Source organism: Clostridium lacusfryxellense (assembly GCF_018861735.1).
Taxonomy (GTDB): Bacteria; Bacillota; Clostridia; order Clostridiales; family Clostridiaceae; genus Clostridium_AD; species Clostridium_AD lacusfryxellense.
In genome coordinates, this window is the sequence record NZ_JAHLEB010000023.1 from 1 (window position 1) to 22980 (window position 22980).

General features: G+C 32.3%; 20 protein-coding genes and 1 riboswitch. Of the genes, 18 read left to right on the plus strand and 2 right to left on the minus strand.

From position 1 onward, the window contains the following. Positions 1–1592, plus strand: a 1592-nt coding sequence (locus tag KPL55_RS13780) for a heavy metal translocating P-type ATPase (RefSeq protein WP_246599503.1), incomplete at its 5' end; no start/stop codon positions are given. Positions 1593–1731: 139 nt separating this feature from the next. Then, entirely contained in the window at positions 1732–1944 is a 213-nt protein-coding gene (locus KPL55_RS13785; protein ID WP_216307314.1) for a heavy-metal-associated domain-containing protein, read from the plus strand. A gap of 108 nt (positions 1945–2052) precedes the next feature. Here the strand turns inward: KPL55_RS13785 and KPL55_RS13790 are convergent, their stop codons facing one another. Further along, a complete protein-coding gene (locus KPL55_RS13790) occupies positions 2053–2202 on the minus strand; it encodes a hypothetical protein (RefSeq protein ID WP_216307315.1) in 150 nt (49 codons plus the stop codon). Positions 2203–2496: 294 nt separating this feature from the next. Here KPL55_RS13790 and KPL55_RS13795 point away from each other — a divergent pair, with 294 nt between their 5' ends. Further along, complete coding sequence (locus KPL55_RS13795; RefSeq protein WP_216307316.1) at positions 2497–3066, plus strand: phosphatase PAP2 family protein; 570 nt, start codon at positions 2497–2499, stop codon at positions 3064–3066. 413 nt (positions 3067–3479) lie between these two features. On the opposite strand, the gene KPL55_RS13800 is transcribed toward KPL55_RS13795, so the two are convergent. Next, positions 3480–3659: a hypothetical protein gene (locus KPL55_RS13800; RefSeq protein WP_216307317.1), complete on the minus strand. Its 180-nt coding sequence runs from the start codon at positions 3657–3659 to the stop codon at positions 3480–3482. A gap of 278 nt (positions 3660–3937) precedes the next feature. Between KPL55_RS13800 and KPL55_RS13805 the strand changes: the two genes are divergently transcribed. The 15 genes from KPL55_RS13805 to KPL55_RS13875 all read left to right on the plus strand — a co-directional run bounded on the left by KPL55_RS13805 (position 3938) and on the right by KPL55_RS13875 (position 22980). Further along, positions 3938–4114 carry a hypothetical protein gene (locus KPL55_RS13805; RefSeq protein WP_216307318.1) on the plus strand — a complete coding sequence of 59 codons (177 nt, stop codon included), beginning with the start codon at positions 3938–3940 and terminating at the stop codon, positions 4112–4114. An 809-nt stretch (positions 4115–4923) separates the two neighbouring features. Further along, positions 4924–5076, plus strand: a complete 153-nt coding sequence (locus KPL55_RS13810) for a hypothetical protein (protein WP_216307319.1) — start codon at positions 4924–4926, stop codon at positions 5074–5076. Positions 5077–5463: 387 nt separating this feature from the next. Next, on the plus strand, positions 5464–6813 hold the full coding sequence (locus KPL55_RS13815; protein ID WP_216307320.1) for a citrate transporter: 1350 nt from the start codon (positions 5464–5466) through the stop codon (positions 6811–6813). A 102-nt stretch (positions 6814–6915) separates the two neighbouring features. Next, complete coding sequence (locus KPL55_RS13820; protein ID WP_216307321.1) at positions 6916–9048, plus strand: hydantoinase/oxoprolinase family protein; 2133 nt, start codon at positions 6916–6918, stop codon at positions 9046–9048. 175 nt (positions 9049–9223) lie between these two features. After that, the gene (locus KPL55_RS13825) at positions 9224–9904 is read left to right on the plus strand and encodes a hypothetical protein (protein ID WP_216307322.1); all 681 of its coding nucleotides are present in this window, start codon (positions 9224–9226) and stop codon (positions 9902–9904) included. Between the two features lie 7 nt (positions 9905–9911). Next, a complete protein-coding gene (locus KPL55_RS13830) occupies positions 9912–10592 on the plus strand; it encodes a GntR family transcriptional regulator (RefSeq protein WP_216307323.1) in 681 nt (226 codons plus the stop codon). Positions 10593–10847: 255 nt separating this feature from the next. Beyond that, entirely contained in the window at positions 10848–14672 is a 3825-nt protein-coding gene (locus KPL55_RS13835) for a phosphoribosylformylglycinamidine synthase (protein WP_216307324.1), read from the plus strand. A 137-nt stretch (positions 14673–14809) separates the two neighbouring features. After that, positions 14810–14909, plus strand: a riboswitch (purine riboswitch). 125 nt (positions 14910–15034) lie between these two features. Then, positions 15035–15514 carry a 5-(carboxyamino)imidazole ribonucleotide mutase gene (gene purE / locus KPL55_RS13840; RefSeq protein WP_216307325.1) on the plus strand — a complete coding sequence of 160 codons (480 nt, stop codon included), beginning with the start codon at positions 15035–15037 and terminating at the stop codon, positions 15512–15514. Positions 15515–15579: 65 nt separating this feature from the next. After that, positions 15580–16287, plus strand: coding sequence for a phosphoribosylaminoimidazolesuccinocarboxamide synthase (gene purC, locus KPL55_RS13845; protein WP_216307326.1), 708 nt, complete (start codon positions 15580–15582; stop codon positions 16285–16287). 325 nt (positions 16288–16612) lie between these two features. Beyond that, positions 16613–18046: an amidophosphoribosyltransferase gene (gene purF, locus KPL55_RS13850; protein WP_376770448.1), complete on the plus strand. Its 1434-nt coding sequence runs from the start codon at positions 16613–16615 to the stop codon at positions 18044–18046. A gap of 9 nt (positions 18047–18055) precedes the next feature. Then, complete coding sequence (purM, locus tag KPL55_RS13855) at positions 18056–19054, plus strand: phosphoribosylformylglycinamidine cyclo-ligase (protein ID WP_216307327.1); 999 nt, start codon at positions 18056–18058, stop codon at positions 19052–19054. Continuing rightward, positions 19042–19662 (plus strand): phosphoribosylglycinamide formyltransferase, encoded by a 621-nt coding sequence (gene purN, locus KPL55_RS13860; RefSeq protein WP_216307328.1) that lies wholly within the window; start codon positions 19042–19044, stop codon positions 19660–19662. Before purM ends, purN begins: the two co-directional genes overlap by 13 nt. A 2-nt stretch (positions 19663–19664) precedes the next feature. Beyond that, the gene (purH, locus tag KPL55_RS13865) at positions 19665–21167 is read left to right on the plus strand and encodes a bifunctional phosphoribosylaminoimidazolecarboxamide formyltransferase/IMP cyclohydrolase (RefSeq protein WP_216307329.1); all 1503 of its coding nucleotides are present in this window, start codon (positions 19665–19667) and stop codon (positions 21165–21167) included. Between the two features lie 66 nt (positions 21168–21233). Continuing rightward, the gene (gene purD, locus KPL55_RS13870; RefSeq protein ID WP_216307330.1) at positions 21234–22487 is read left to right on the plus strand and encodes a phosphoribosylamine--glycine ligase; all 1254 of its coding nucleotides are present in this window, start codon (positions 21234–21236) and stop codon (positions 22485–22487) included. A gap of 226 nt (positions 22488–22713) precedes the next feature. After that, entirely contained in the window at positions 22714–22980 is a 267-nt protein-coding gene (locus KPL55_RS13875; RefSeq protein ID WP_216307331.1) for an ATP cone domain-containing protein, read from the plus strand.

The following is a 22980-nucleotide window of genomic DNA, read 5'->3' on the forward strand; positions in this document are numbered from 1 at the left end:
GTGCCCTTGGCCTTGCAACACCTACAGCAATAATGGTGGGAACGGGAAAAGGTGCAGAGTATGGAGTACTTATAAAAAGTGGTACAGCGCTTGAAACTGCACATAAAATTCGAACTATAGTATTTGATAAGACAGGAACACTTACTGAGGGAAAACCAAAAGTAACAGATATAGTTACAATAGACGGTCTATCACAGGAATCCTTACTTCAAATAGCAGCCTCTGCAGAAAAAGGATCTGAGCATCCATTAGGTGAGGCTATAGTTAAAGATGCAGAAGAAAAATCACTAGAATTTAAAAAGGTAGATAGCTTTAAAGCTATACCTGGTTATGGAATAGAAGTTAGTATAGATGGTAATAAAATAATACTAGGAAATAGAAAACTTATGATTGACCGTGAAATTTCTTTAGAAAAATTAGAAGACGTTTCAAACAGACTAGCTGAAGAAGGCAAGACTCCGATGTATATTGTCATAGAAAATAAGTTAAGCGGAATAATTGCAGTTGCAGACACTGTTAAAGAAAATAGTAAAAAAGCTATAGAAAGACTTCATAGCATGGGAATAGAAGTTGCCATGATAACTGGTGATAACAAAAGGACTGCAGCAGCTATTGGAAGACAAGTTGGCATTGATAGAATATTAGCTGAAGTTTTACCTGAAGATAAGGCAAATGAAGTTAAAAAACTTCAAGCAGAAGGTAAAAAGGTTGCTATGGTTGGGGATGGCATTAATGATGCACCTGCACTTGCTCAAGCTGATATTGGTATAGCTATAGGATCAGGTACAGACGTTGCAATGGAATCAGCGGACATAGTTCTCATGAGAAGCGATTTAATGGATGTACCTACAGCTCTACAATTAAGTAAAGAAACTATAACAAATATAAAGCAAAATTTATTTTGGGCGTTTGGATACAATATATTAGGAATACCAGTAGCGATGGGAGTACTACACTTATTTGGAGGTCCACTTCTAAATCCTATTATCGCGGCACTTGCAATGAGTTTTAGTTCAGTTTCCGTATTAACAAATGCCCTGCGTTTAAAAGGCTTTAAACCAAAAGGATCTATCAATGGTGAAACAAATATGTTAAAAAGAGTAATTTCAAGGTATTTAGTTTATATCATGTACTTCTTAGGTGTAGGCATGGTATCCAGCGGGATAGTTTTGATGCCATTTAATAAGACTAGATATGGAACAATATTAGTAATAGGTTTGTTACTATTTAGCACAGGCTCATTTATAAATGAAGTAATAATAGATAAAAAGCATTTATCCCTGAATGAAAGTATAAAGTTAGTAATAGTTTCACTTACTTTAGCTATAGGAATAGGTATGATTAGTGGTGGTATTGCTCATTTTAAAGAAAGTCCAGTTTACGTATCATATTTAATACCTATTGGAATAATGGTATCTCTCATTAGTTTTAAGATAAAAAATGCATTTGAGCTAACTAGAAAACAATATGCAAAATTAATTATAATTTTTCTTATAGTTGCAATTGTGTTGTTCATTGTTTTATCTATTAGTGCTAATTCTATGTTGATAAATACAGTACCTGGCGGGGATATATTTAAAAAGCATATGTAAATCTATATTTTATACTAGGCACCATTTTAAAGTGGTAATTAGCATTAGTTAGTATTCCTTTTCATTAAAGCTTAATAATAATTATTATATACAATTTAAGATAAAATATAAAAAACATAAATTGAAAGGAGAAATTAAAATGAAGAAGAAAATATTAGTAGAAGGTATGAGCTGTGGACATTGCTCTAATCATGTTAGTGAGGCTCTAAAGGAGATTGGAGCAAAAGACGTGGAGGTAAGTCTTGATAAAAAACTTGCTACGGCTGAAATAAGTGAAGATATTACTGATGAAGCTATTAAGGTAGCTATTGAAGAGGCCGGATATGATGTTGTAGGAATACAAAAAGCATAAACAGAAACAATTATTAAATTTAAACATACAAATATTCAAGTATTATGCACCTAATAATTAAGTTAAAGTTAACTAAAAACTAACTAAATACCGCAAGGGACTCCTCCCTTATGCGGTATTTTGCTTTTCTAAACTAAAGTTTATATAATATCCATCTACAAGTCCCCAACTCATACTTAAGTTCATAAATCCTTTCTGCTCCTTTGAGTAAACTTCGGCAAGTATAAACTCGCATAAAATTCCATGCAAGCTTTTCATTCTCTATACTGATAATTTTATCCCTCAAGGTGGTAACTCATTAAAAGGATGTAAGTTAAAATTTGGCATTTGATTTTATGATTATAATACATATTTTCTTAAAAGGGCAGATAAATTTACTTCTATTAAATAAGAAAGAATTTAGACACATATGTCCTACAGGTTTTATTTTTTTAGTAATTAAAATTCTAAGCTAACTCTAATGCCTTTTTAATTTGTTTTTAATAAATAAAATATATATTTATATGGATAAATATATATTTTATATTATAAATGGGTAGGTGGGTTAGGACAATGATGCATTTAATACAGAATTTTGATAATTTCATATTATTGTATATAAAAGATAATATGCATGGACCTATTATTGATAAAGTTATGGTTGTATCATCATACTTAGGTAATGGAGGTATGGTCTGGATTATAATAATAGCACTACTTGTAATTAGCAAAAAATATAGGAGAATAGGTTTTATGGTTTTAGCAGCTTTAATACTAAGCACAATTTTAGGAGACATAGTATTAAAAAATGTTGTTAAGCGTATACGGCCATCAGCAACTATACCAGCAATTAATCTTTTAATTGCAAGGCCTCTATCTTATTCATTTCCATCAGGTCATACGACTTCCTCATTTGCAGTTGCAGGAATACTAGCAAGATATTTCAAAGATTATGCAGTTGAATTTTTCAGCTTAGCGTCTTTGATAGCTTTTTCAAGATTATATTTATATGTGCATTATCCTACAGATATTTTAGGCGGTATAATTTTGGGACTTATATGCAGTGGAATAATAATTTATGTATTTAATAAAGTAAGTTATTTAAATAATAATAAGACGCCCGATATATTGGAGAAGGAATAGAGAAATATTCAATAACATTATTGTTACTTTGCTTTAAGAAAGATACGAAAGAAAAGGTTATGGCAATATTTACTTTCTTCTTAAACTCTCATTTTAAAAATAATCATATCTTTGTTCTTGAATTAATAAAAGTAATCAAATTTAGAATATACACCCCTTTTATTCACTATTTATAGCTTTATACATGTCATTTTAACATAGTATAATACTTCCTAAAAAACAATATAATAGAAATTTTATAATATAATTAGCATAAAATCTCTTACTAATATTAAAAAATAAGAAACATAATCTTCTTGTCAAGGGAGGACTATGTTTCTTATTTTATGTTGTATGGGTTTTAATTTAAGATATAGGTTTATTGGTTTTAAGATCAATATGAATGGGTTTATAAGAATATTATTAAATTAAGTTTAATCTTTTTTGTATTTACTTTTTATATTCTCACACCGAATAAATGTGTTGCACATTGAACAGTTATAACTTCTTGATATCACATTGTAAACTTCTCCTTTTTCTTTGATTTCTTTTTCAAACATTGAGACTACAGCATCTGTTAAGACTCTGCAGTTTGGACAAAGTTCATTAGTCATTTTAACAACCTCCAATTAACTTTATTTATATTATTTTCATAAAGTATACTACTATAACCTTGAAAATGCATGAAAATTTAATTTAAAATTTTATAATTCTCTATTAACTTAAAATATATTATTTGAATCAAAAGTAAAATAAAACCCATACAACATAATAATAGGTTATAAAACAAAAAAACATCTAGAGCACCAGATGTTTTTTTTGTTTTACAATTATCAATATTTATATTTAACTACAACTTGTGGGTCATATAAAAAACTACATCTATGGGTATATGACAAATGTAAGCACTAAATATTTTCAAGATTATCTTGGATTCTTTACTTATATTAGGAATTGGAGAGTATCCAATGGCAATTACCCATCATCTATGAAAGATACAGAACAAATATTTATAGAAATGCTTAAAGTCAGAGCAAAATATACTGTTAGAAATCAAAATTATATGTAATTTGCAAGGCTCATGTTCTAAAAAAATATAGAAAACTCGCATTGTATAGTCTTGTAAGTCTAATATTGAAACTTCCAGATATTGATAACATCATATATGAATTGATTATTTCTGACAGGCAGCCGCTTAAGTTAATTTTATTATTTGCCCTGTCTACTTGACAGGGGGCAGTTCAATATTATATTGAATGCCCTTTGATCGTTTAAAGCTGAGCACCTTTTTATATGGAATATTCATTATTAATAGTATAATTAATATAAATATATAAATATATTGCTTCACAGTAGTAATAAACTGCGAATAATTGTGTTAATAACATAGTGGATAAAGTCCACGCTGGGAGAGTGTTACTTATGTTTTGGAAATTAGCCTTTTTGGTATTAGTATTTTGCTGTATTTCTTACAAACTTTGTTTTTTAATCTTTAAAAAGATTAATTTAAAGAGGTATATTAAAAAAAATAAAATTACCTATATTATCTTAATTTTAATATCATTAATAATATGGATTATTTCACATACAATATCTGATAATATCAGGTTAAACACTACTGGAAGCATATATATAAGATATATACTAGTTGGTATTATCGCAGGTTTTTTCACAAGATTATTTACAGAATTATCAAATCTTAGAGCATGATTATAATATCTTCATTTAAATTCCATTGATTTTTCCATTCTTTAATCAACCAATAATTAATGATTAGTTCGGAACATTTATATATGGTGAATATATCTTAAAACTACGATTTATACAAATTTGTAAAAAACTGCGAATGGAAGATTATTTATATTAGGGGAGGTTTAGATGATGGACTTGAAGTCAGGGATTTCTGAAATTATTGGTATTAAAGCCGATGATATACCAGCTTCAATCGAATACAAGGTAATAGAATCCATAAAAGAAGATGAGTATAAGAGACAGCATGATCACCTTAATTACACATTACAGCATCTTTAAACTACATTTAAAGATGCTGTAAAAAAAAGCGGTGGCAAATTTATTGTTTGCCACCGCTTTGCCACCGCTCTTTAAAAGGACTCTGCTTATAGACTTACTCACACCATAAAAACACTATGTTTAATGCATAGTGTTTTTTATTTTTTTGACTTTTTTACAGCAGAAAAGTTCTTTGAATTTTTAAACTAAATCATTAATTGTTCTTCTAAAATCCTAAAAAATCACAAATAATACATAGTTGTATAATGGTAGGTAATAATAATTCTATACAATATTTATATAAATGAAAATATATGTTGACACCGTTTACCTAACATGTTAGCATGTATTTATACTAACTAACATGTTAGACAAAGCAATAACATTATATTATAGGGGGCTCATATTATGAACACTATTAACATTATTTTAGGTGTAATTTTAATTCTAACATTTTTTGGAATGGTATGGTACTGTGTGAAGGGTTATAACCTTATGGTTGGTTTCTTCATTATGTCTGTACTCTGGGTAGCAATCGCATTAATTGGAAATGCTATCTCACCGAACCCTGCTATCGTTGGAAAATCGACTATTGATGTTCTTACGAATGTATTTCAAACAGGTCCTGAAAACTATGGTAAAGCAATTCTCGTAAACATATTCTTTGGCGCTTTCTTTGGAAGAATATTAATTGACACAGGAATAGCAGCAACCTTAATTCGTAAGGTAGTTGAGCTTGGTGGTGATAAACCAAGAATAACAATGGCACTTTTATGTACTGTTACAGCAGTTATTTTTACATCCATGACAGGAATTGGACCAGTTATTTCTATAGCGGTAATCATATTGCCTATTATGCTATCCCTAGGAATTCCTTCTCCAATTGCTATGTTCGCATTTATCGGTTCTATTATGGCAGGTATTTTTGCTAATATTGTTAACTTCAAACAGTATCAAGCTATTTTTGCAACTGCAAATAAGGATTATGCAAGTTATGACTATAATCAATACTTCGGGTTTGGTGTAATTGCAGCAGTGGTTGCTTTGGTTGTTGTACTAATTGTGGCTAATATCTCAATGAACAAGAAAAAGGCATCTCATTCATGGGCAGCATCACCTGATTCTGGAAGTGCAACAAATGCACCCGCAATTTCATGGATATCTGTTATACTTCCAGTAATCGGAGTGGTAGCATTTAAAATTCCAATTATTTTTGGATTTATCTTTGCTGGGTTATTTGCATTGGTAACCTGTGGAAAACTTAAAGGTGGATTTACAAAGGTGTGTGGAATGCTTGCGAAGCAATTTGCTGATGGAGCAATTGATGTAGCACCAATGGTTGGTTTCTTATTAGCACTAGCTATGTTTAATAATACCGCAACTTTTGTTGCTCCTTATTTTAAGACCTTACTTGGAGGAGTAATTCCTCAAAGTGCATTGGTATTATGTATAGTATTTGCATTACTTACACCACTTGGATTCTTCCGTGGACCTATGAATTTAGTTGGATCTGGTGCTGCACTCTTAGCAGTAGTTGTATCAGTAACAGCTTGGCCAGTTCAATTCTTGTTTCCACTATTTGCAATAACAACTATTGCTCCTCAGCACTTAGATATTACTCAGTCATGGGTTGCATGGGGATTTGGTTACACAAAGGTAAAAACAAAGGATTACATGAAAATGTCAATACCAACTGGATGGATTGTTGGAATTATTCTTTGTATTGTTGTATACATTAAATATGGTAATTTGGTTTAAAATAATTTATAAAAACAATTCAATACAACCGGCCGCTACAATATTGTGGTAGCCGGTTATTCAAACTAATATAGAATAAAATTAAGATTGGATGGTGCAGGTATGGGAAGAAAGGTTAGAATGGGTATAGATGTAGGTGGCACGCACACAAAGGCGGTAGCTATTGATAATGAAACTCATGATATTATTGGGAAGTCATCAGTTAAGACTACTCATGATGACAAAAGAGGAGTAGCTGCAGGTGTTGTAAAATGCTTTATGAATTGTCTTTCTGAAAATAATATTAGTCCAGAAGACGTGGTATTTGTTGCGCATAGTACAACGCAGGCAACCAATGCACTTATCGAAGGAGATGTTGCAAAGGTTGGCATCATCGGTATGGGTAAAGGTTTATTTGAAAGCTATTTAGCAAAAAAACAAACAAAATTAAACAATATAGATTTAGGCAATGGAAAAGAAATTAGAATAATTAATAGTTTTATTAGGACGAAGGGTATGACTGAGGAATCACTACAACAGTTACTCGCTGATATTAAAAATCAGGGAGCAGAGGTAGCCGTTTCATCCATGGCCTTTGGTGTGGATGATGGAAGACCTGAAAGAATGGTTTTTGAAGTGGCAGATAAAATAGGAATTCCTACTACTATGGCTTCTGATATTACGAAGCTATATGGATTAACAAGAAGGACAAGAACAGCGGCAATTAATGCAAGTATTCTTCCGAAAATGCTAGATACAGCCAATTCAACAGAGCAGGCAGTTAGAGAAGCTGGAGTTAACGTACCTTTGATGATAATGAGGGGTGACGGCGGCGTTATGGAAATTAGCGAAATGAAAAAGCGCCCTGTGCTAACTATGCTTTCTGGTCCAGCGGCTTCTGTTATGGGATCTTTGATGTATTTAAGAGCTTCTAATGGTGTATATTTTGAGGTAGGTGGTACAACTACTAATATCGGAGTTATTAAAAATGGAAGACCTGCTATTGATTATTCTATAGTTGGTGGTCATCCTACATACATTAGTTCACTAGATGTGCAAGTTCTTGGTTGTGCTGGAGGTTCCATGGTTCGTGCTAATAAAAACGGAATAGTAGATGTTGGACCAAGGTCTGCGCATATTGCAGGACTAGATTACAGCGTATTTACAGATGTTGAGAAAGTTAAAGGTCCACAGGTAGAATTTTTCTCGCCAAAACCAGGTGATCCATCAGATTATGTAGCAATAAAAATGGAAAACGGTGAGAAGGTAACCATAACAAATTCCTGCGCAGCCAATGTGCTTGGACTAGTAAAACCTGAACATTTCTCCTATGGTCAAGTAGAGTCTGCAAGAAAGTGTATGCAGGCATTAGCTGATTATTGTGGAACAACTGTTGAAGATATCGCAAAACAAATAATGGAAAAATCATATGCAAAAATTGAACCAGTAATTTTAGGCCTTGCAGAAAAGTATAAGTTGGAGAAAGATCAAATTTCTTTAGTTGGTGTTGGAGGCGGTGCAGCTTCACTAATCATATATTTTGCAGATAAAATGGGTGTTAAGTTTAGTATTCCTGAAAATGCAGAAGTTATTTCCTCGATTGGTGTAGCGCTTGCCATGGTAAGAGATGCTGTGGAACGTATTATTCCTTCGCCTTCCAAAGAAGATATTCGTGCAATTAAGTTGGAAGTCATGAATAAAGCAATAGAAAGTGGAGCAACAGCTGAAAGTATAGAAATACACATTGATATTGATGCGCAGACTGGCAAGGTAACAGCCATTGCAACTGGATCAACAGAAGTAAAAACAGCAGATCATTTAGAAGAATGTGATAAAGAGGAAGCAAAGAAGCTCGCAGCAGATGATATGCGGCTTTCAATAAATCAGGTTCAATTATTAGAAGAAACTAAATATTTTTATGTGTATGCTGAGGAAACTACTACTCCTGAAGATGCTGGACATATACGTATTTTAGATACTAAGGGTTTCATTAAAGTTCAAAGAAGCCGAGGTCTTGCAATAAAGACAACAGCAGGAGAATATATGAATGCTGTTAAGCAGTTGTGGGAAGGTCTGGCTGTATATAAGACCGAACTAATTGTTAGACCAGATTTTTATCTGTGTATGGGAGCCAGATTAATGGACTTTTCTGCAACCGATTATGAACAGTTGGAGTTATTAATGGATATCGAAGTTTCATCCCTTGAAGCTGATGAAGAAATTATTATAGTGGCTGCAAATATTCATCAGCAATAAAGAAAAATATATTTTATATAAATATCCAAGTTCATAACTAAATTAAATATTTTCTAGAACGCTTGCTAAAAGCTGCAAGAGTTCTTGAAAATATTAAGGGTGAACTTGGATTTCTGTACAGGGTTCCATAATGAAAACCTTACTTATATGTAATAATTTTCTAGAAGGAGGAAATATGCAGGAGCAACTCAGTTTAGTAGAAATGATTGAAAAGTTGTTACAGGTAGATGATGAAGCTTGGGGATTGTATGCATTTTCGAGAGATATTTTAAAGGAACGTATACCTGAGGGCAAAAAAATAGAGATGATTAGAAAAGCTATGTCTTGCGGGAGGGAATATGCAGAGCGCACGATACGTGAATATGGATCATCGGATGTGAATATCATAGCTGAAAAATTAAAGTTAAATATTGTGTTTCAGGATGCTGCAATGATAGGAACACGTATATTATTTGCCAGCTATACACCGCCTGATGAAATAGGAATTATGACGGAACCTGTGAATAAGGCCGTTGAGCTAATTTCGAAGGAGGAATCAATACTCATTGATTATTTTCAAAAATATAGTATAATTAATACTATGTTGGGACATGAAATTTTTCATTGTGTTGAGGATCGATTTGAGAAGGAAATATATACAAGAACAGAAAAAATATTACTATGGAATTTTATAGGGTTTAAAAATAATTCTACCCTGCGTGCACTGGGCGAAATCGGAGCAATGGCATTTACAAAAGAACTGAATGGACTAAAATATTCTCCTTTTATTCTAGATATTCTTTTATATTATAGCTATGATTCTGTAAGTGCCGAGAAAATTTATCGTGATGTTTTAGAAATGAGTTCGGGAAGGTAGAGAACACTTGAAAATTATTGATAGTAGCAATTCATTAAACGATGTAACTTATGATGCGATAAGGAAAGATATTATGAATATGACACTGGAACCGGGAATGAATGTCAGTGTACAGAAGCTTTCTGAGCGTTATGGTGTCAGCAGGACACCTGTACGTGAAGCAATTGTTCGACTTCAACAGTCAGGTTTGGTGGAAATCTATCCACAGCGAAAGACTGTGGTATCAAAAATTGATCTGGATAGAATTTTAGAAGAATTATTTATAAGAACTTCTTTGGAGGCTGCAGTGGTGGATGAGTTTATACATCGGTGCAGTGAACTTGTTGGAGATACCATGCAGGAACTAATAAATAAGCAGAAAATATGTATGGACAAGGGGCAGCTTGCAGATTTTTATTCAAAAGATAACCGCTTTCATCAGCTTATTTTTGAGACTGCAGGGCAACCACTTGCATGGAAGACGGCTGAAAGTGTAGCGTCTCATTATAGTCGTATTCGAATATTACATGGTAAAATTAATGGTGTGGCGTCCATTATCGATGGACATGAAAGAATACTTAAAACAGTACGCAGGCGTGATGCGGAAGCTATGCGCAAAGCTGTTATGGAATATCCCAATAATTTGCTTGAACAGGTAAAAAGTATGTCAAAACAATATCCACATTTTTTTACAAATGACTTTAAATAACCATAAGTAATAAATATATACAAATATAATAAGTAAAATAATCAAGAAAACATTCACTTAATTGTGGGTGTTTTTTTATGCATAAAAAAGTATAAATTTAGTCAGTTTATAATGGAGTTGAAAAATTAAATGCATTTTTTTCTGAAATAGACTTTTTTTTTTGTATAAACTATACTATAATCTTAATATAACGAATTATAAAAGATAATTAATGTTTAATATTCGTATAAAATTTAACTTTTGGAGGTATTAATCATGAAAAATAAGATATATAGGTTATATGTAGAGAAAAAAGCGAACTATGATGTTGAGGGCAAAAAAATATTAAGAGATATAAAAATAAATTTAGGTATATCGGGCCTTGATGGGCTTAGGTTAGTTAGTAGATATGATATTATGGGAATATCCGAGGAGCAGTACTTAAAGTCCAGGAATACAATATTTTCTGAACCTACTGTAGACGATATTTATGATGAAGAACTGGATATTAAAAGTGGAGAAATTATGTTTGCTATTGAGTTTTTGCCTGGTCAATATGATCAGAGGGCAGATTCAGCTGCACAATGTATACAAATTTTAACTCAAATGGATAAGCATATAGTTAAAACTGCAAGAATTATTATATTAAGCGGTAATATTACTAAAATTGAGTTAAATAAGATCAAAGAGTATTGCATTAATGCTGTAGATTCTAGAGAAGCGAGTTTAGAAAAGCAAAAGGACCTAGAGCAAAGTTATAAAAAGCCAGAGCAGGTAAAAGTAGTGGAATCTTTTATTAATAAAAGTGACATGGAGCTTGCAGAATTCTTAAAAGAGAATGGACTTGCAATGAGTTTTGAAGATTTAAAATATTGCAGTGAATATTTTAGGGAAACAGAAAAAAGAAACCCAACTATAACTGAGATAAAAGTTATAGATACATATTGGTCCGATCATTGTAGGCATACAACATTTAATACTGTAATTGAAGATGTGTCTTTTGAAGACGGGAAATACGCTGAACCAATTAAAATGGCTTATAGCGAATATTTAGATACTAGAGAATTTGTTTATGGTACTACAAGTCGCGACGTAACACTTATGGATATGGCTGTTATTGGAATGAAAGATTTAAGAAAACAAGGGAAGTTGCAGGACTTAGATGTATCTGACGAAATTAACGCTTGCAGCATTGTCGTTGAAGCAAATATAGATGGAGAAAAAGAAAAATGGCTAGTAATGTTTAAAAATGAAACCCATAACCACCCTACTGAAATAGAACCTTTTGGTGGAGCGGCTACTTGTCTTGGTGGATCAATTAGGGATCCGTTATCAGGTAGAAGTTATGTGTATCAGGCAATGCGTGTTACAGGATCTGGAGACCCTAGAACCAAAATTTCAGATACTATAAAAGGCAAACTTCCTCAAAGAAAAATAACACTTGAAGCTGCTCATGGATTTAGTTCTTATGGAAACCAAATAGGACTTGCTACAGGACTTGTATCTGAGATTTATGATGAGGGTTTTGTTGCTAAAAGAATGGAAGTTGGAGCGGTTATTGGAGCGGCGCCTTATAAGAATGTAATTAGGGAAGAACCTTTAGCTACGGACGTTGTTATACTTCTTGGCGGAAAAACTGGTCGTGATGGATGCGGAGGAGCTACAGGGTCATCTAAGCAACATAGTGAGAGCTCGATATTAACTTCTGGAGCAGAAGTCCAAAAGGGTAATGCGCCTACTGAAAGAAAAATTCAAAGACTATTTAGAAATCCTAAGGTTACTACGCTTATAAAAAGATGTAATGATTTTGGTGCAGGTGGAGTATCTGTAGCAATTGGTGAACTTGCAGATGCGCTTATAATAAATTTAGATAAAGTTACTAAGAAATATGATGGACTAGATGGTACAGAGCTTGCAATTTCAGAATCTCAAGAACGTATGGCTGTTGTTGTTAGAAAAAGTGATGTTGATGTATTTATAAAACTTTCACAAGAGGAAAATTTAGAGGCTGTAGAAGTTGCGCAAATAACCGATGATAACAGGCTTAAAATGATATGGAAAGGGGAAACTATTGTTGATGTAAGTAGAAGTTTCTTAGACACCAATGGAGTAAAACAACATGCTAATATTAAAGTAACAGCTCCAAAAGAAAGTGAATTCTACTTTTCAAAAGTTACAAAAGATAAATTAGATAAGTCAAAATCAATAAAGGAACTGTGGAATGATACATTATCAGATTTAAATATTTGTAGTAACAAAGGATTAGCAGAAAGATTTGATAGCACAATAGGTGCGGGAACTGTGCTTATGCCATTTGGTGGGAAATTTCAGAAAACACCAATTCAATCTATGGTAGCAAAACTACCTGTCCTTCATGGAGATACAAATACAGGTACGATAATGTCTTATGGTTACAACCCTAAACTGTCCTATTGGAGTCCATTTCATGGTGCAGCTTACGCTGTAATAGATTCTGTAACAAAGGTAGTAGCTAGTGGAGCAGATTATGAAAATATTAAACTCACATTCCAAGAATACTTTGAAAAATTATCAAAAGAACCTCAAAAATGGGGGAAACCTTTTTCTTCACTTTTAGGAGCATTTCATGTACAAAAACAATTTAGTATAGCGGCTATTGGTGGAAAAGATAGTATGTCAGGTACCTTTAATGATATGAATGTACCACCAACTTTGGTATCTTTTGCAGTAGATGTTATAAATACAGACAAGGTTATATCTCCAGAATTTAAAAAAGGCGATAGCGAGGTTGTTTTAATTTACTCAAATATTAACGAAGATGGATTACCAGATTTCGAAAAACTTCGAACAAATTATAAATTAGTGAAGAAGTTAATTGATAGTGGGAAAGTATTATCAACATATGCAGTGGGAATGGGGGGTATTGCAAGTGCTATATCTAAAATGTGTTTTGGTAATAATATAGGATTTACATTTCAAAATGACATTAAAGCAGAGAGTTTATTCAATGAAGATTATGGCAGTATAGTAATGGAAATAGATAATGTTACTCTTGTCGAATTAAATAAAGATAACTTGAATATTAAGATGCTTGGGCATACTAATGTAGAACCACTTATTAAAGTATTAGGAGAAACTATTAGTTTAGAAGAAGCATTAATTAGCTGGGAAGGAACTCTAGAAAGCGTATTTAGTACAAAAGTAAATAATACTAAAGACGATGCTGCTAAAGAGGTCGCTATCTCAGAAAATATTATAAGTTATAAAAATGATGTTAATGCCAAAAATACAAAAACTATATACACGAACTCTATTAAAATAGCAAAACCTAGAGTTATAATTCCTGTATTCCCAGGTACTAATTGTGAATATGATTCTATGAGAGCTTTTGAGAAGGCTGGAGCTCAGGTGGAAGTAATGGTATTAAATAATTTATCATCAAGCAACATTGAAGAATCGATAAAGGTAATTGCGGATAAAATTAGAAATTCTCAAATTGTTATGCTTCCGGGTGGATTTAGTGCTGGGGATGAACCAGATGGTTCTGGTAAATTTATAGCTACATTTTTTAGAAATCCAATAATTCGAGAAAGCATAAACGAGTTATTACAAAATAGAGATGGATTAATGCTAGGAATATGCAACGGATTTCAAGCATTAATAAAACTTGGACTTGTACCTTATGGAAAAATAACTGATATAACAAAGGATAGCCCAACCTTAACATATAATGAAATAGGCAGACATATATCGTGTATGGTGCAAACTAAAGTAGTTTCAACGTTGTCTCCTTGGCTTAGTAATTTAAAAGTAGGAGATGTACATTCTATTCCAGTATCACATGGTGAAGGTAGATTTGTAGCAAGTGACGATGTTATTAAAAAATTATTTGAAAGTGGCCAAGTTGCTACCCAATATGTAGACTTTAATGGAATTCCAAGTAATGATATAAACTTTAATCCAAATGGTTCAATGCATGCAATTGAAGGAATTACTAGTTTGGATGGAAGAGTTTTTGGTAAAATGGGTCACTCAGAAAGAGTTGGAGAGAACATTGGTATAAATATAGTTGGGAATAAGGATCAGAAAATATTTGAGGCAGGAGTAAATTATTTTAAATAAAACACGAACAATATATTAGAATAAAGTTATTAATCATTTATATATGTATTAAAACACGAACATTAATATTAATTTAATTATTAATGTATTGACTTACTAAAAGATAGATGTTAACATTAAAACATGTTAAAGATAATAAAATAAATAATTAGTTCATCGATATATTTCTAAGGATATGGCTTAGAAGTTTCTACGAGAGGCCGTTAACTTCTCACTATTGGTGAATCTTGAATTGACCACATAAAAGGGCATGTATTGTGCCTTTAATTCAAGATTACACCATAAAAATAAATTTTCTGGTGTAATCTTTTTTTGTCTGTAAATACAAATCTAAATAGTTTTTGTAAATAGGAGGGTAATAAATGAAGGTAGGAATAATATTTGGAAGTAAATCCGATATAGATATAATGAGAAATGCAGCAGTGGCACTTAAGGAATTTGAGGTAGAGTATGAAGTTCATATTTTATCAGCTCATAGAGTTCCAGAAAGATTAACAACAGTGATAAGGGAAATGGAAGATTCGGGGATAGAATGCATAATAGCAGGAGCAGGGCTTGCAGCTCATCTTCCAGGTGTCATAGCATCTCAAACGGTACTTCCAGTAATCGGAGTTCCAATCAAGGCTGCACTTGGAGGAATTGATTCACTACTTTCAATAGTTCAAATGCCAAAAGCTATTCCGGTAGCAACAGTGGGAATAAATAATAGCTATAATGCAGGAATGCTAGCAGTCCAGATTTTATCTCTTAAATATTTGGAACTTAAAGATAAGTTATATACATATAGAACAGAAATGAAAGAAAAATTTATAACAGAAAATGAAGAGCATATCGAACTTTAATTTTGAATATATAAAATGATTTTATACATAAGTGTACAAACTAAAATACTAAGGAGTGGTTATTAATGGGAGATTCAGTATTGTTATATGAGGGAAAGGCTAAACAAATGTACAGCACAGATAATAAAGATGAGATCAGAGTATATTACAAAGATGATGCAACAGCTTTAAACGGACTCAAAAAGGCTCAAATCGAGAAAAAAGGAATTTTAAATAACAGTATAACTACTATGATATTCGAATTATTAGAAAGTAAAGGCATAAAAACTCATTTTATTAAAAAACTTAGTGATAGAGAACAACTTTGTAAAAAGGTTGAAATAGTTCCTCTAGAAGTAATAGTGAGAAATGTTGCAGCTGGCAGCATGGCAAAACGTTATGGAATAGTTGAAGGAACTAAGCTTAAAATATCCGTAATTGAATTAAGTTATAAAGATGATAGTTTAGGAGATCCACTTATAAATGATTATCATGCAGTAGCTATGGAGCTTACTACTTTTGAAGAACTAGGTGAAATATATAAGATGGCTTTTGCAATAAATGATATATTAAAAGAAGTTTTCTTAAAACAAGATATTAATTTAATAGATTTTAAATTAGAATTTGGTAGATTTCATGGAGAAATAATTTTGGCAGATGAGATATCACCTGATACTTGTAGATTTTGGGATGTTAAAACTGGCGAAAAATTAGATAAAGATAGATTTAGAAGAGATTTAGGAAATGTTACAGAAGCTTATGAGGAAATATTAAGTAGAATTACTCAAAAATAATAGTGCGATATATGAAATCTTCTGCGTGACTTGTAATAAGAGATTGAAACGTGAAATTTCATTAAGAAATTCTAAATTTTTATAAATATAAAATTCTCTAACGTTCACATTCGGCCTTCAGCCGGTTCACTAGACTTCCCTCCTGGAAGTCTCACGATAATTTTATATTTATAAAAAAAGAATTTCTAAATGAAATTTCAATGTTTCTGCTCTTCTTATTACAAGTCACTTCCGAAGAAATTCATACTATGTGGCATTTGCATTTAGCAGATGACGAATAATGAAAGTAATGAGTAAATACCCAAACATACGAGGAGGAATTTCTTTGAATAAGGCTATTGAATTAAACGAAGTAGTTATAAATGATCAGGATAAGTTTAAAGACGAATGTGGTGTCTTTGGGATTTTCGCAACTGATAAGGACTTAGATGTAGCTACTCTAACTTATTATGGACTTTATGCATTGCAACATAGGGGTGAAGAAAGTGCTGGAATAGTTTTATCAGATGGCGTAAACCTTACTTGTGAAAAAGCTATGGGACTTGTATGTGATGTTTTTAATGAAAAAAAACTTGGAGAAATGAAGGGTCATGCGGCAATCGGTCATGTTAGATATTCAACTTCTGGATGTAGTGAAGTTAAAAATGCACAACCACTCCTGAGTAAATCCAAACTAGGAGACATAGCTATAGCTCATAACGGTAATTTGGTAAACGCTGAAGTTATCCGTGAGCTATTAGAAGATTGTGGGTATATGTTCCAAACATCAATAGATTCAGAAGTAATATTAAACTTAATTGCTAGAGGTGCAAAAAGAGGCGTTGAAAAGGCTGTAGTAGATGCAATACAAGCAGTTAAAGGTTCTTATGGAATAGTTATGCTTACTAAGGATAAACTAATAGGTGTCAGAGATCAAAACGGTATTAGACCTCTTTGCATAGGGAAAATTGACAACAGTTATGTTATTGCATCCGAGAGTTGCGCATTAGATGCGGTAGGTGCAAATTTCTTAAGAGATGTAAAACCTGGTGAGATAGTAATAATAGATGAAAATGGACTTCAATCAATTAATTTTGCTGAAAAAACTAAAAATGGAACTTGCTCATTTGAATATATATATTTTGCAAGACCAGATAGCACAATTGATGGAATTAATGTTTACACTTCAAGAGTAGCAGCAGGAAAGCAGTTATACAAAGAATCGCCTGTTGATGCGGATATGGTTATAGGAGTTCCAGATTCAGGACTTGCTGCAGCAATAGGATATTCTGAAATATCTGGAATACCTTTTGGTATAGGTCTTATAAAAAATAGGTACGTAGGTAGAACATTTATAAGCCCAACTCAAGAAATTCGCGAACGTGCGGTTTCTGTAAAATTAAATGCGTTAAAGATAAATGTTGAGGGTAAAAGAGTTATCCTTATAGATGATTCAATAGTTCGTGGAACAACAAGTAAAAGACTGGTTGATATTCTAAGGAAAGCTGGAGCAAAAGAAGTACATTTTAGGGTTTGCTCACCAGTAGTAAAATACCCATGTTATTTTGGAATAGATACACCTTATAGAAAGGATTTAATTGGGTCGGATACTTCCGTTGAGGAAATAAGGCAAGACATAGGTGCAGATAGCTTAGGATACTTAAGCATTGATGGACTACTTAAAACACTTGGACATACTGAATTTTGCTTAGGTTGTTTTAACGGTACCTATCCAGTATCAGCTCCATATGAAAATGAAAACGAAAGATTAGAGAGGTAGGGGATATTTATGATAACTTATAAAGATGCAGGTGTTAATATTGAGGAAGGATACAAATCAGTAAAACTTATAAAAGAATATGCAGCAGCAACATTTACAAAAGGTGTTTTAAATCATTTAGGAAGTTTTGCTGGTATGTTTGAAATAGGAGAAGGTTATAAAAACCCTATTTTAGTTTCAGGTACTGATGGAGTAGGAACAAAACTTGATATAGCTTTTAGAATGAAAAAATATGACACAGTTGGTATTGACTGCGTTGCTATGTGCGTTAATGATGTTCTTTGTCATGGTGCAAAACCTCTTTTCTTTTTAGATTACATTGCTTGTGGTAAATTAGATTCTGCTGTATCAGCTCAGCTTGTTAAAGGTGTATCTGATGGTTGTATTCAATCTAATTGCGCACTAATAGGCGGCGAAACTGCTGAAATGCCAGGATTTTATAGAGACGGTGAATATGACATGGCCGGATTTACTGTTGGAATAGTTGACAAACATAAGATAATTGATGGATCTGCTATTAAAGACGGTTATTCTCTTATAGGTATTGAATCCTCAGGTCTTCATAGTAATGGATATTCCTTAGTTAGAAAATTAATACCTAATTTAGATGAAGATTTTAATGGAGATAAGATTGGAAAAACTCTTTTGACTCCAACAAAAATTTATGTTAAAACTATATTAAATCTTTTAGATAAATTTGATATAAAAGGGATGGCTCATATAACAGGTGGTGGTTTTTATGAAAACATTCCAAGAATGTTTAATGGAGATTTCACAGCGGTTGTTGAGAAAAACAGCTTTAATAGACCAGAGATCTTTAACCACCTTATATCATTAGGTGTAACAGAAGAACATATGTTTAATACATATAATATGGGAATAGGTTATGTATTATGTGTTGAAGATAAGGACGTTATCAAAGTTATAAAAACTATTCATGATTTAGGGGATAGAGCATATAAAATTGGTCATGTAGAAGCTGGAGGTGGCGGAGTTTGCTTAAAATAGCCGTACTGGTATCAGGAAGCGGAAGCAATCTTCAAGCTATAATAGATAATATAGAAAGTGGATACCTAAATTGCTCTATAGAAGCGGTAATTAGCGATAAAAAGGGCGTTTATGGAATAGAAAGAGCTAAATCTAAGGATATAAAAACTTACATATTGGATAGAAAACAATTAGGCAGTGGGATTTCAGGTGAAATATTAAGAATTTTAGATGGAAAAGTAGATTTAATAGTACTTGCTGGATTTTTATCTATACTTCAAGGTGAACTTCTTCAGGTTTTTAAAGATAAAATTATTAACATTCACCCATCCCTTATACCATCATTTTGCGGTGGTGGAATGTATGGTATAAAAGTACATGAAAAAGCTATAGAGTACGGCGTTAAAGTTTCTGGTTGCAGCGTGCATTTCGTAGACGAAGGTACGGATTCAGGCCCAATTATAATTCAAAAAGTTGTAGATGTTTGTAGCACAGATTCGGCAAAAGATTTGCAACTAAGAGTTTTAGAGCAAGAGCATATTGCACTTCCCGAAGCTATTAAATTAATAAGTGAAGAGGCTATAAAAATTGAGGGAAGAAAAGTACTTGCTATTGGAAAGGTGGAGTAATAATGATTAAAACAGCACTTATAAGTGTTTTTGATAAAAATAATGTTTTAGAACTTGCAACATCACTTCAAAATAATGGTGTGGAGATTATATCTACAGGTGGAACTTTTAAGTACTTAAAAGACAATGGAATAAAAGTTTTGGAGATTTCTGATGTTACAGGATTCGAAGAGATATTAGATGGAAGGGTTAAAACATTGCATCCAATAATTCATAGTGGGATACTAGCAATCCGTGGTAATAAAGAACACATGGCAACAATCAAAGCTAAAGGAATAAACACTATCGATATGGTAGTAGTTAATCTTTACCCTTTCTTTGATAAAGTAACAGAGGATTTAAGTTTTGAGGAAAAAGTTGAATTTATCGATATTGGTGGACCAACAATGCTAAGAGCAGCAGCTAAAAACTTTAAAGATGTTATAGTACTTAGTGATGCAAGCGATTATGAAAATATTATAAATAAAATGGATGCAAAACAAGAAGTGGATTTTGAAACTCGAAAACACTTAGCAGGCAAAGTTTTTAATTTAATATCAGCATACGATGCAGCTATTAGTAATTTCTTACTTGGTGAAGAAACATACCCTGACTATCTTTCTATCTCATATAAAAAACAAATGGATTTAAGATATGGTGAAAATCCTCATCAAAGTGCAGCCTATTATGTGTCTGCTGCTAGTAATGGAGCGATGAAAGATATAAAGCAGTTACACGGCAAAGAATTATCTTATAATAATATAAAGGATATGGATATTGCATGGAAGGTAGTATGTGAATTTGATGAAATTGCTTGTTGCGCTCTAAAACACAATACCCCTTGTGGTGTAGCTACAGGTAGTAGCGTACTTGATACATATAAAAAGGCATACGAATGTGATCCAATGTCTATTTTTGGAGGCATAGTTGCTTTTAATAAAAAAGTAGATAAAGAAACTGCACTAGAACTTACAAAGATATTTCTAGAGGTTATCATTGCACCAGATTTTGACGATGACGCATTACTAATTTTAGAAAAGAAGAAAAACATAAGAATTATAAAATGTTTAAGTAAAGCTGTCGGCACAAAGAATATAGTTAATGTGGATGGCGGAATATTAGTACAAAGTGCAGATAATAAGTTAATAGAAGATATAAAAGTAGTTACTAAGAAAAGTCCAACAGAGGATGAAATGAAAGATTTAATATTTGCAATGATAGTAGTTAAGTATGTTAAATCAAATGCCATTGTAGTGGTTAAAGATGGGGTGACTAAGGGAATTGGAGCAGGCCAGGTAAATAGAATATGGGCTGCAGAGCAGGCGTTAGAAAGATCAGGAGATGGTACAATACTCGCATCAGATGCATTTTTCCCATTTGGAGATGTGGTAGAGCTTGCTGCGAAATATAATATAAAAGCAATTATTCAGCCCGGTGGTTCTATTAAGGACGTACAATCAATAGAGATGTGCGATAAAAATGGAATTTCTATGGTATTTACTGGAATAAGGCATTTTAAACATTAAGGTCATGATGGAATAACGTAGTTATTCCATCAATTTTAATTTATATAGATAAAGGAGATGGATTATATGAAAGTGTTAATTATTGGTTCAGGGGGACGTGAACATGCATTAGTTGCCAAGGTTTCTGAGAATTCTGCAGTTACTAAGGTTTATTGTGCGCCTGGCAATGGTGGAACAGGTCGCGAAGATAAATGTGAAAATGTTAATATCACAAAAATAGATGAGCTTTTAGCATTTGCTATTAAAAATAAAATAGATTTTACAATAGTTGGATCAGAGGAATGGCTTGTACAAGGAATTGTAGATAAGTTTAAAGAAAATGGTCTAAAAATACTAGGACCTAGTAAAAAAGCTGCAATGCTCGAAGGTAGTAAGTCTTTTTCTAAAGAATTTATGAAAAAATACAAGATAAAAACAGCTGCATATGAATTTTTTGATAATACAAATGATGCTATAGACTATTTAAAAAAATGTGAATACCCTATAGTAATTAAAGCAGATGGTCTGGCGGCAGGTAAAGGAGTAGTTATTTGTAACGATTATGAAACTGCTCAGAAATGCATAAATGATTTTATGGTATTAGATATATTTAAAGGTAGTGGTAAAAATATTATTATTGAAGAATTTTTAGAAGGTGTTGAGGCATCAATACTTTCTATAACAGATGGTAAGGTTATACTTCCATTTGTATCTTCAAAAGATCATAAACAAATATTTGATGGGGGCATTGGACCCAATACAGGCGGAATGGGGGCAATCGCACCAAATCCATATTGTAATGAAGAGGTACTAGATGAATTTTACAAAAACATATTAACACCTACGCTTAAAGGTATTCAAACGGAAAAAATGGATTATACAGGCATAATATTTTTTGGAATAATGATAACTAAAAAAGGCGTATATTTACTAGAATATAATGTAAGATTTGGTGATCCTGAAACACAGGCGGTCCTACCACTTATGAAAAGTGATTTTACGGAGCTTATAGTTAGTGCTATAGATGGAAAACTTGAAAACTTTAATTTGCAGTGGAATGAGGGTTATTCTTGTTGCCTAATTGCTGCATCCAAAGGGTATCCTGGTAATTACGATACAGGACTTGAGATAACGGAGTCTGGTAAATTAGATGGTAAGTTATTTCTAGCAGGTGCTGTATGCGGGGATGATGGTACTATTAGGACAAATGGTGGAAGGGTACTAGGAATAACAGGGTTTGGTGGAACACTAGAAATAGCAAGAGATACAGCTTATGCTGATATGAAAAAGATTCAGTTTGCTGGAATGTACCATAGAACAGATATTGGAAAAATAAATTAGATATAGACCTATTAAAAATAGTTCATAATATCTCTCCTTAGGAAGTAAATTATCTTTATCGATATGAATATGATATTATTAGCAATCTATTTATCGAAATAACTTGAATATTGTGATAATGTTATATATGATAGGAGTACGCTAGTAAATTTTAGAAGTAAAGATAGAGAAGATTTAATTAGAAAAATATAATTGGTTTATATTTACATATTAGGAGATGATAATTATGAAAGTTATAAAAAAAGATGGTAGGACACAAAAGTTTGATTTAGATAAAATAAAAACTAGCATATACAGGGCCTCAGACGATGCTGAGCAGCCTTTAAATGAGTCAGATATTGATAATATAGCAGGAGATATTGAAACAAACATAAAGGACCTTAAAAAGGACTCTGTTAATTCTTATGTTATTCAAGAACTAGTAGTGGACCAATTAGAGAAATCAGGGTTTAATGTTTTGGCCAAATACTATAATCTGGGAAATTTAGAATAA

Excerpts from the sequence above, each read along its gene's own strand:
- KPL55_RS13785 (WP_216307314.1), top strand. The coding sequence starts at position 1,732 with ATGAAGAAGAAAATATTAGTAGAAGGTATGAGCTGTGGACATTGCTCT.
- KPL55_RS13790 (WP_216307315.1), bottom strand. The coding sequence starts at position 2,202 with ATGAAAAGCTTGCATGGAATTTTATGCGAGTTTATACTTGCCGAAGTT.
- KPL55_RS13795 (WP_216307316.1), top strand. The coding sequence starts at position 2,497 with ATGATGCATTTAATACAGAATTTTGATAATTTCATATTATTGTATATA.
- KPL55_RS13800 (WP_216307317.1), bottom strand. The coding sequence starts at position 3,659 with ATGACTAATGAACTTTGTCCAAACTGCAGAGTCTTAACAGATGCTGTA.
- KPL55_RS13805 (WP_216307318.1), top strand. The coding sequence starts at position 3,938 with ATGACAAATGTAAGCACTAAATATTTTCAAGATTATCTTGGATTCTTT.
- KPL55_RS13810 (WP_216307319.1), top strand. The coding sequence starts at position 4,924 with ATGATGGACTTGAAGTCAGGGATTTCTGAAATTATTGGTATTAAAGCC.
- KPL55_RS13815 (WP_216307320.1), top strand. The coding sequence starts at position 5,464 with ATGAACACTATTAACATTATTTTAGGTGTAATTTTAATTCTAACATTT.
- KPL55_RS13820 (WP_216307321.1), top strand. The coding sequence starts at position 6,916 with ATGGGAAGAAAGGTTAGAATGGGTATAGATGTAGGTGGCACGCACACA.
- KPL55_RS13825 (WP_216307322.1), top strand. The coding sequence starts at position 9,224 with ATGCAGGAGCAACTCAGTTTAGTAGAAATGATTGAAAAGTTGTTACAG.
- KPL55_RS13835 (WP_216307324.1), top strand. The coding sequence starts at position 10,848 with ATGAAAAATAAGATATATAGGTTATATGTAGAGAAAAAAGCGAACTAT.
- purE (WP_216307325.1), top strand. The coding sequence starts at position 15,035 with ATGAAGGTAGGAATAATATTTGGAAGTAAATCCGATATAGATATAATG.
- purC (WP_216307326.1), top strand. The coding sequence starts at position 15,580 with ATGGGAGATTCAGTATTGTTATATGAGGGAAAGGCTAAACAAATGTAC.
- purM (WP_216307327.1), top strand. The coding sequence starts at position 18,056 with ATGATAACTTATAAAGATGCAGGTGTTAATATTGAGGAAGGATACAAA.
- purH (WP_216307329.1), top strand. The coding sequence starts at position 19,665 with ATGATTAAAACAGCACTTATAAGTGTTTTTGATAAAAATAATGTTTTA.
- purD (WP_216307330.1), top strand. The coding sequence starts at position 21,234 with ATGAAAGTGTTAATTATTGGTTCAGGGGGACGTGAACATGCATTAGTT.
- KPL55_RS13875 (WP_216307331.1), top strand. The coding sequence starts at position 22,714 with ATGAAAGTTATAAAAAAAGATGGTAGGACACAAAAGTTTGATTTAGAT.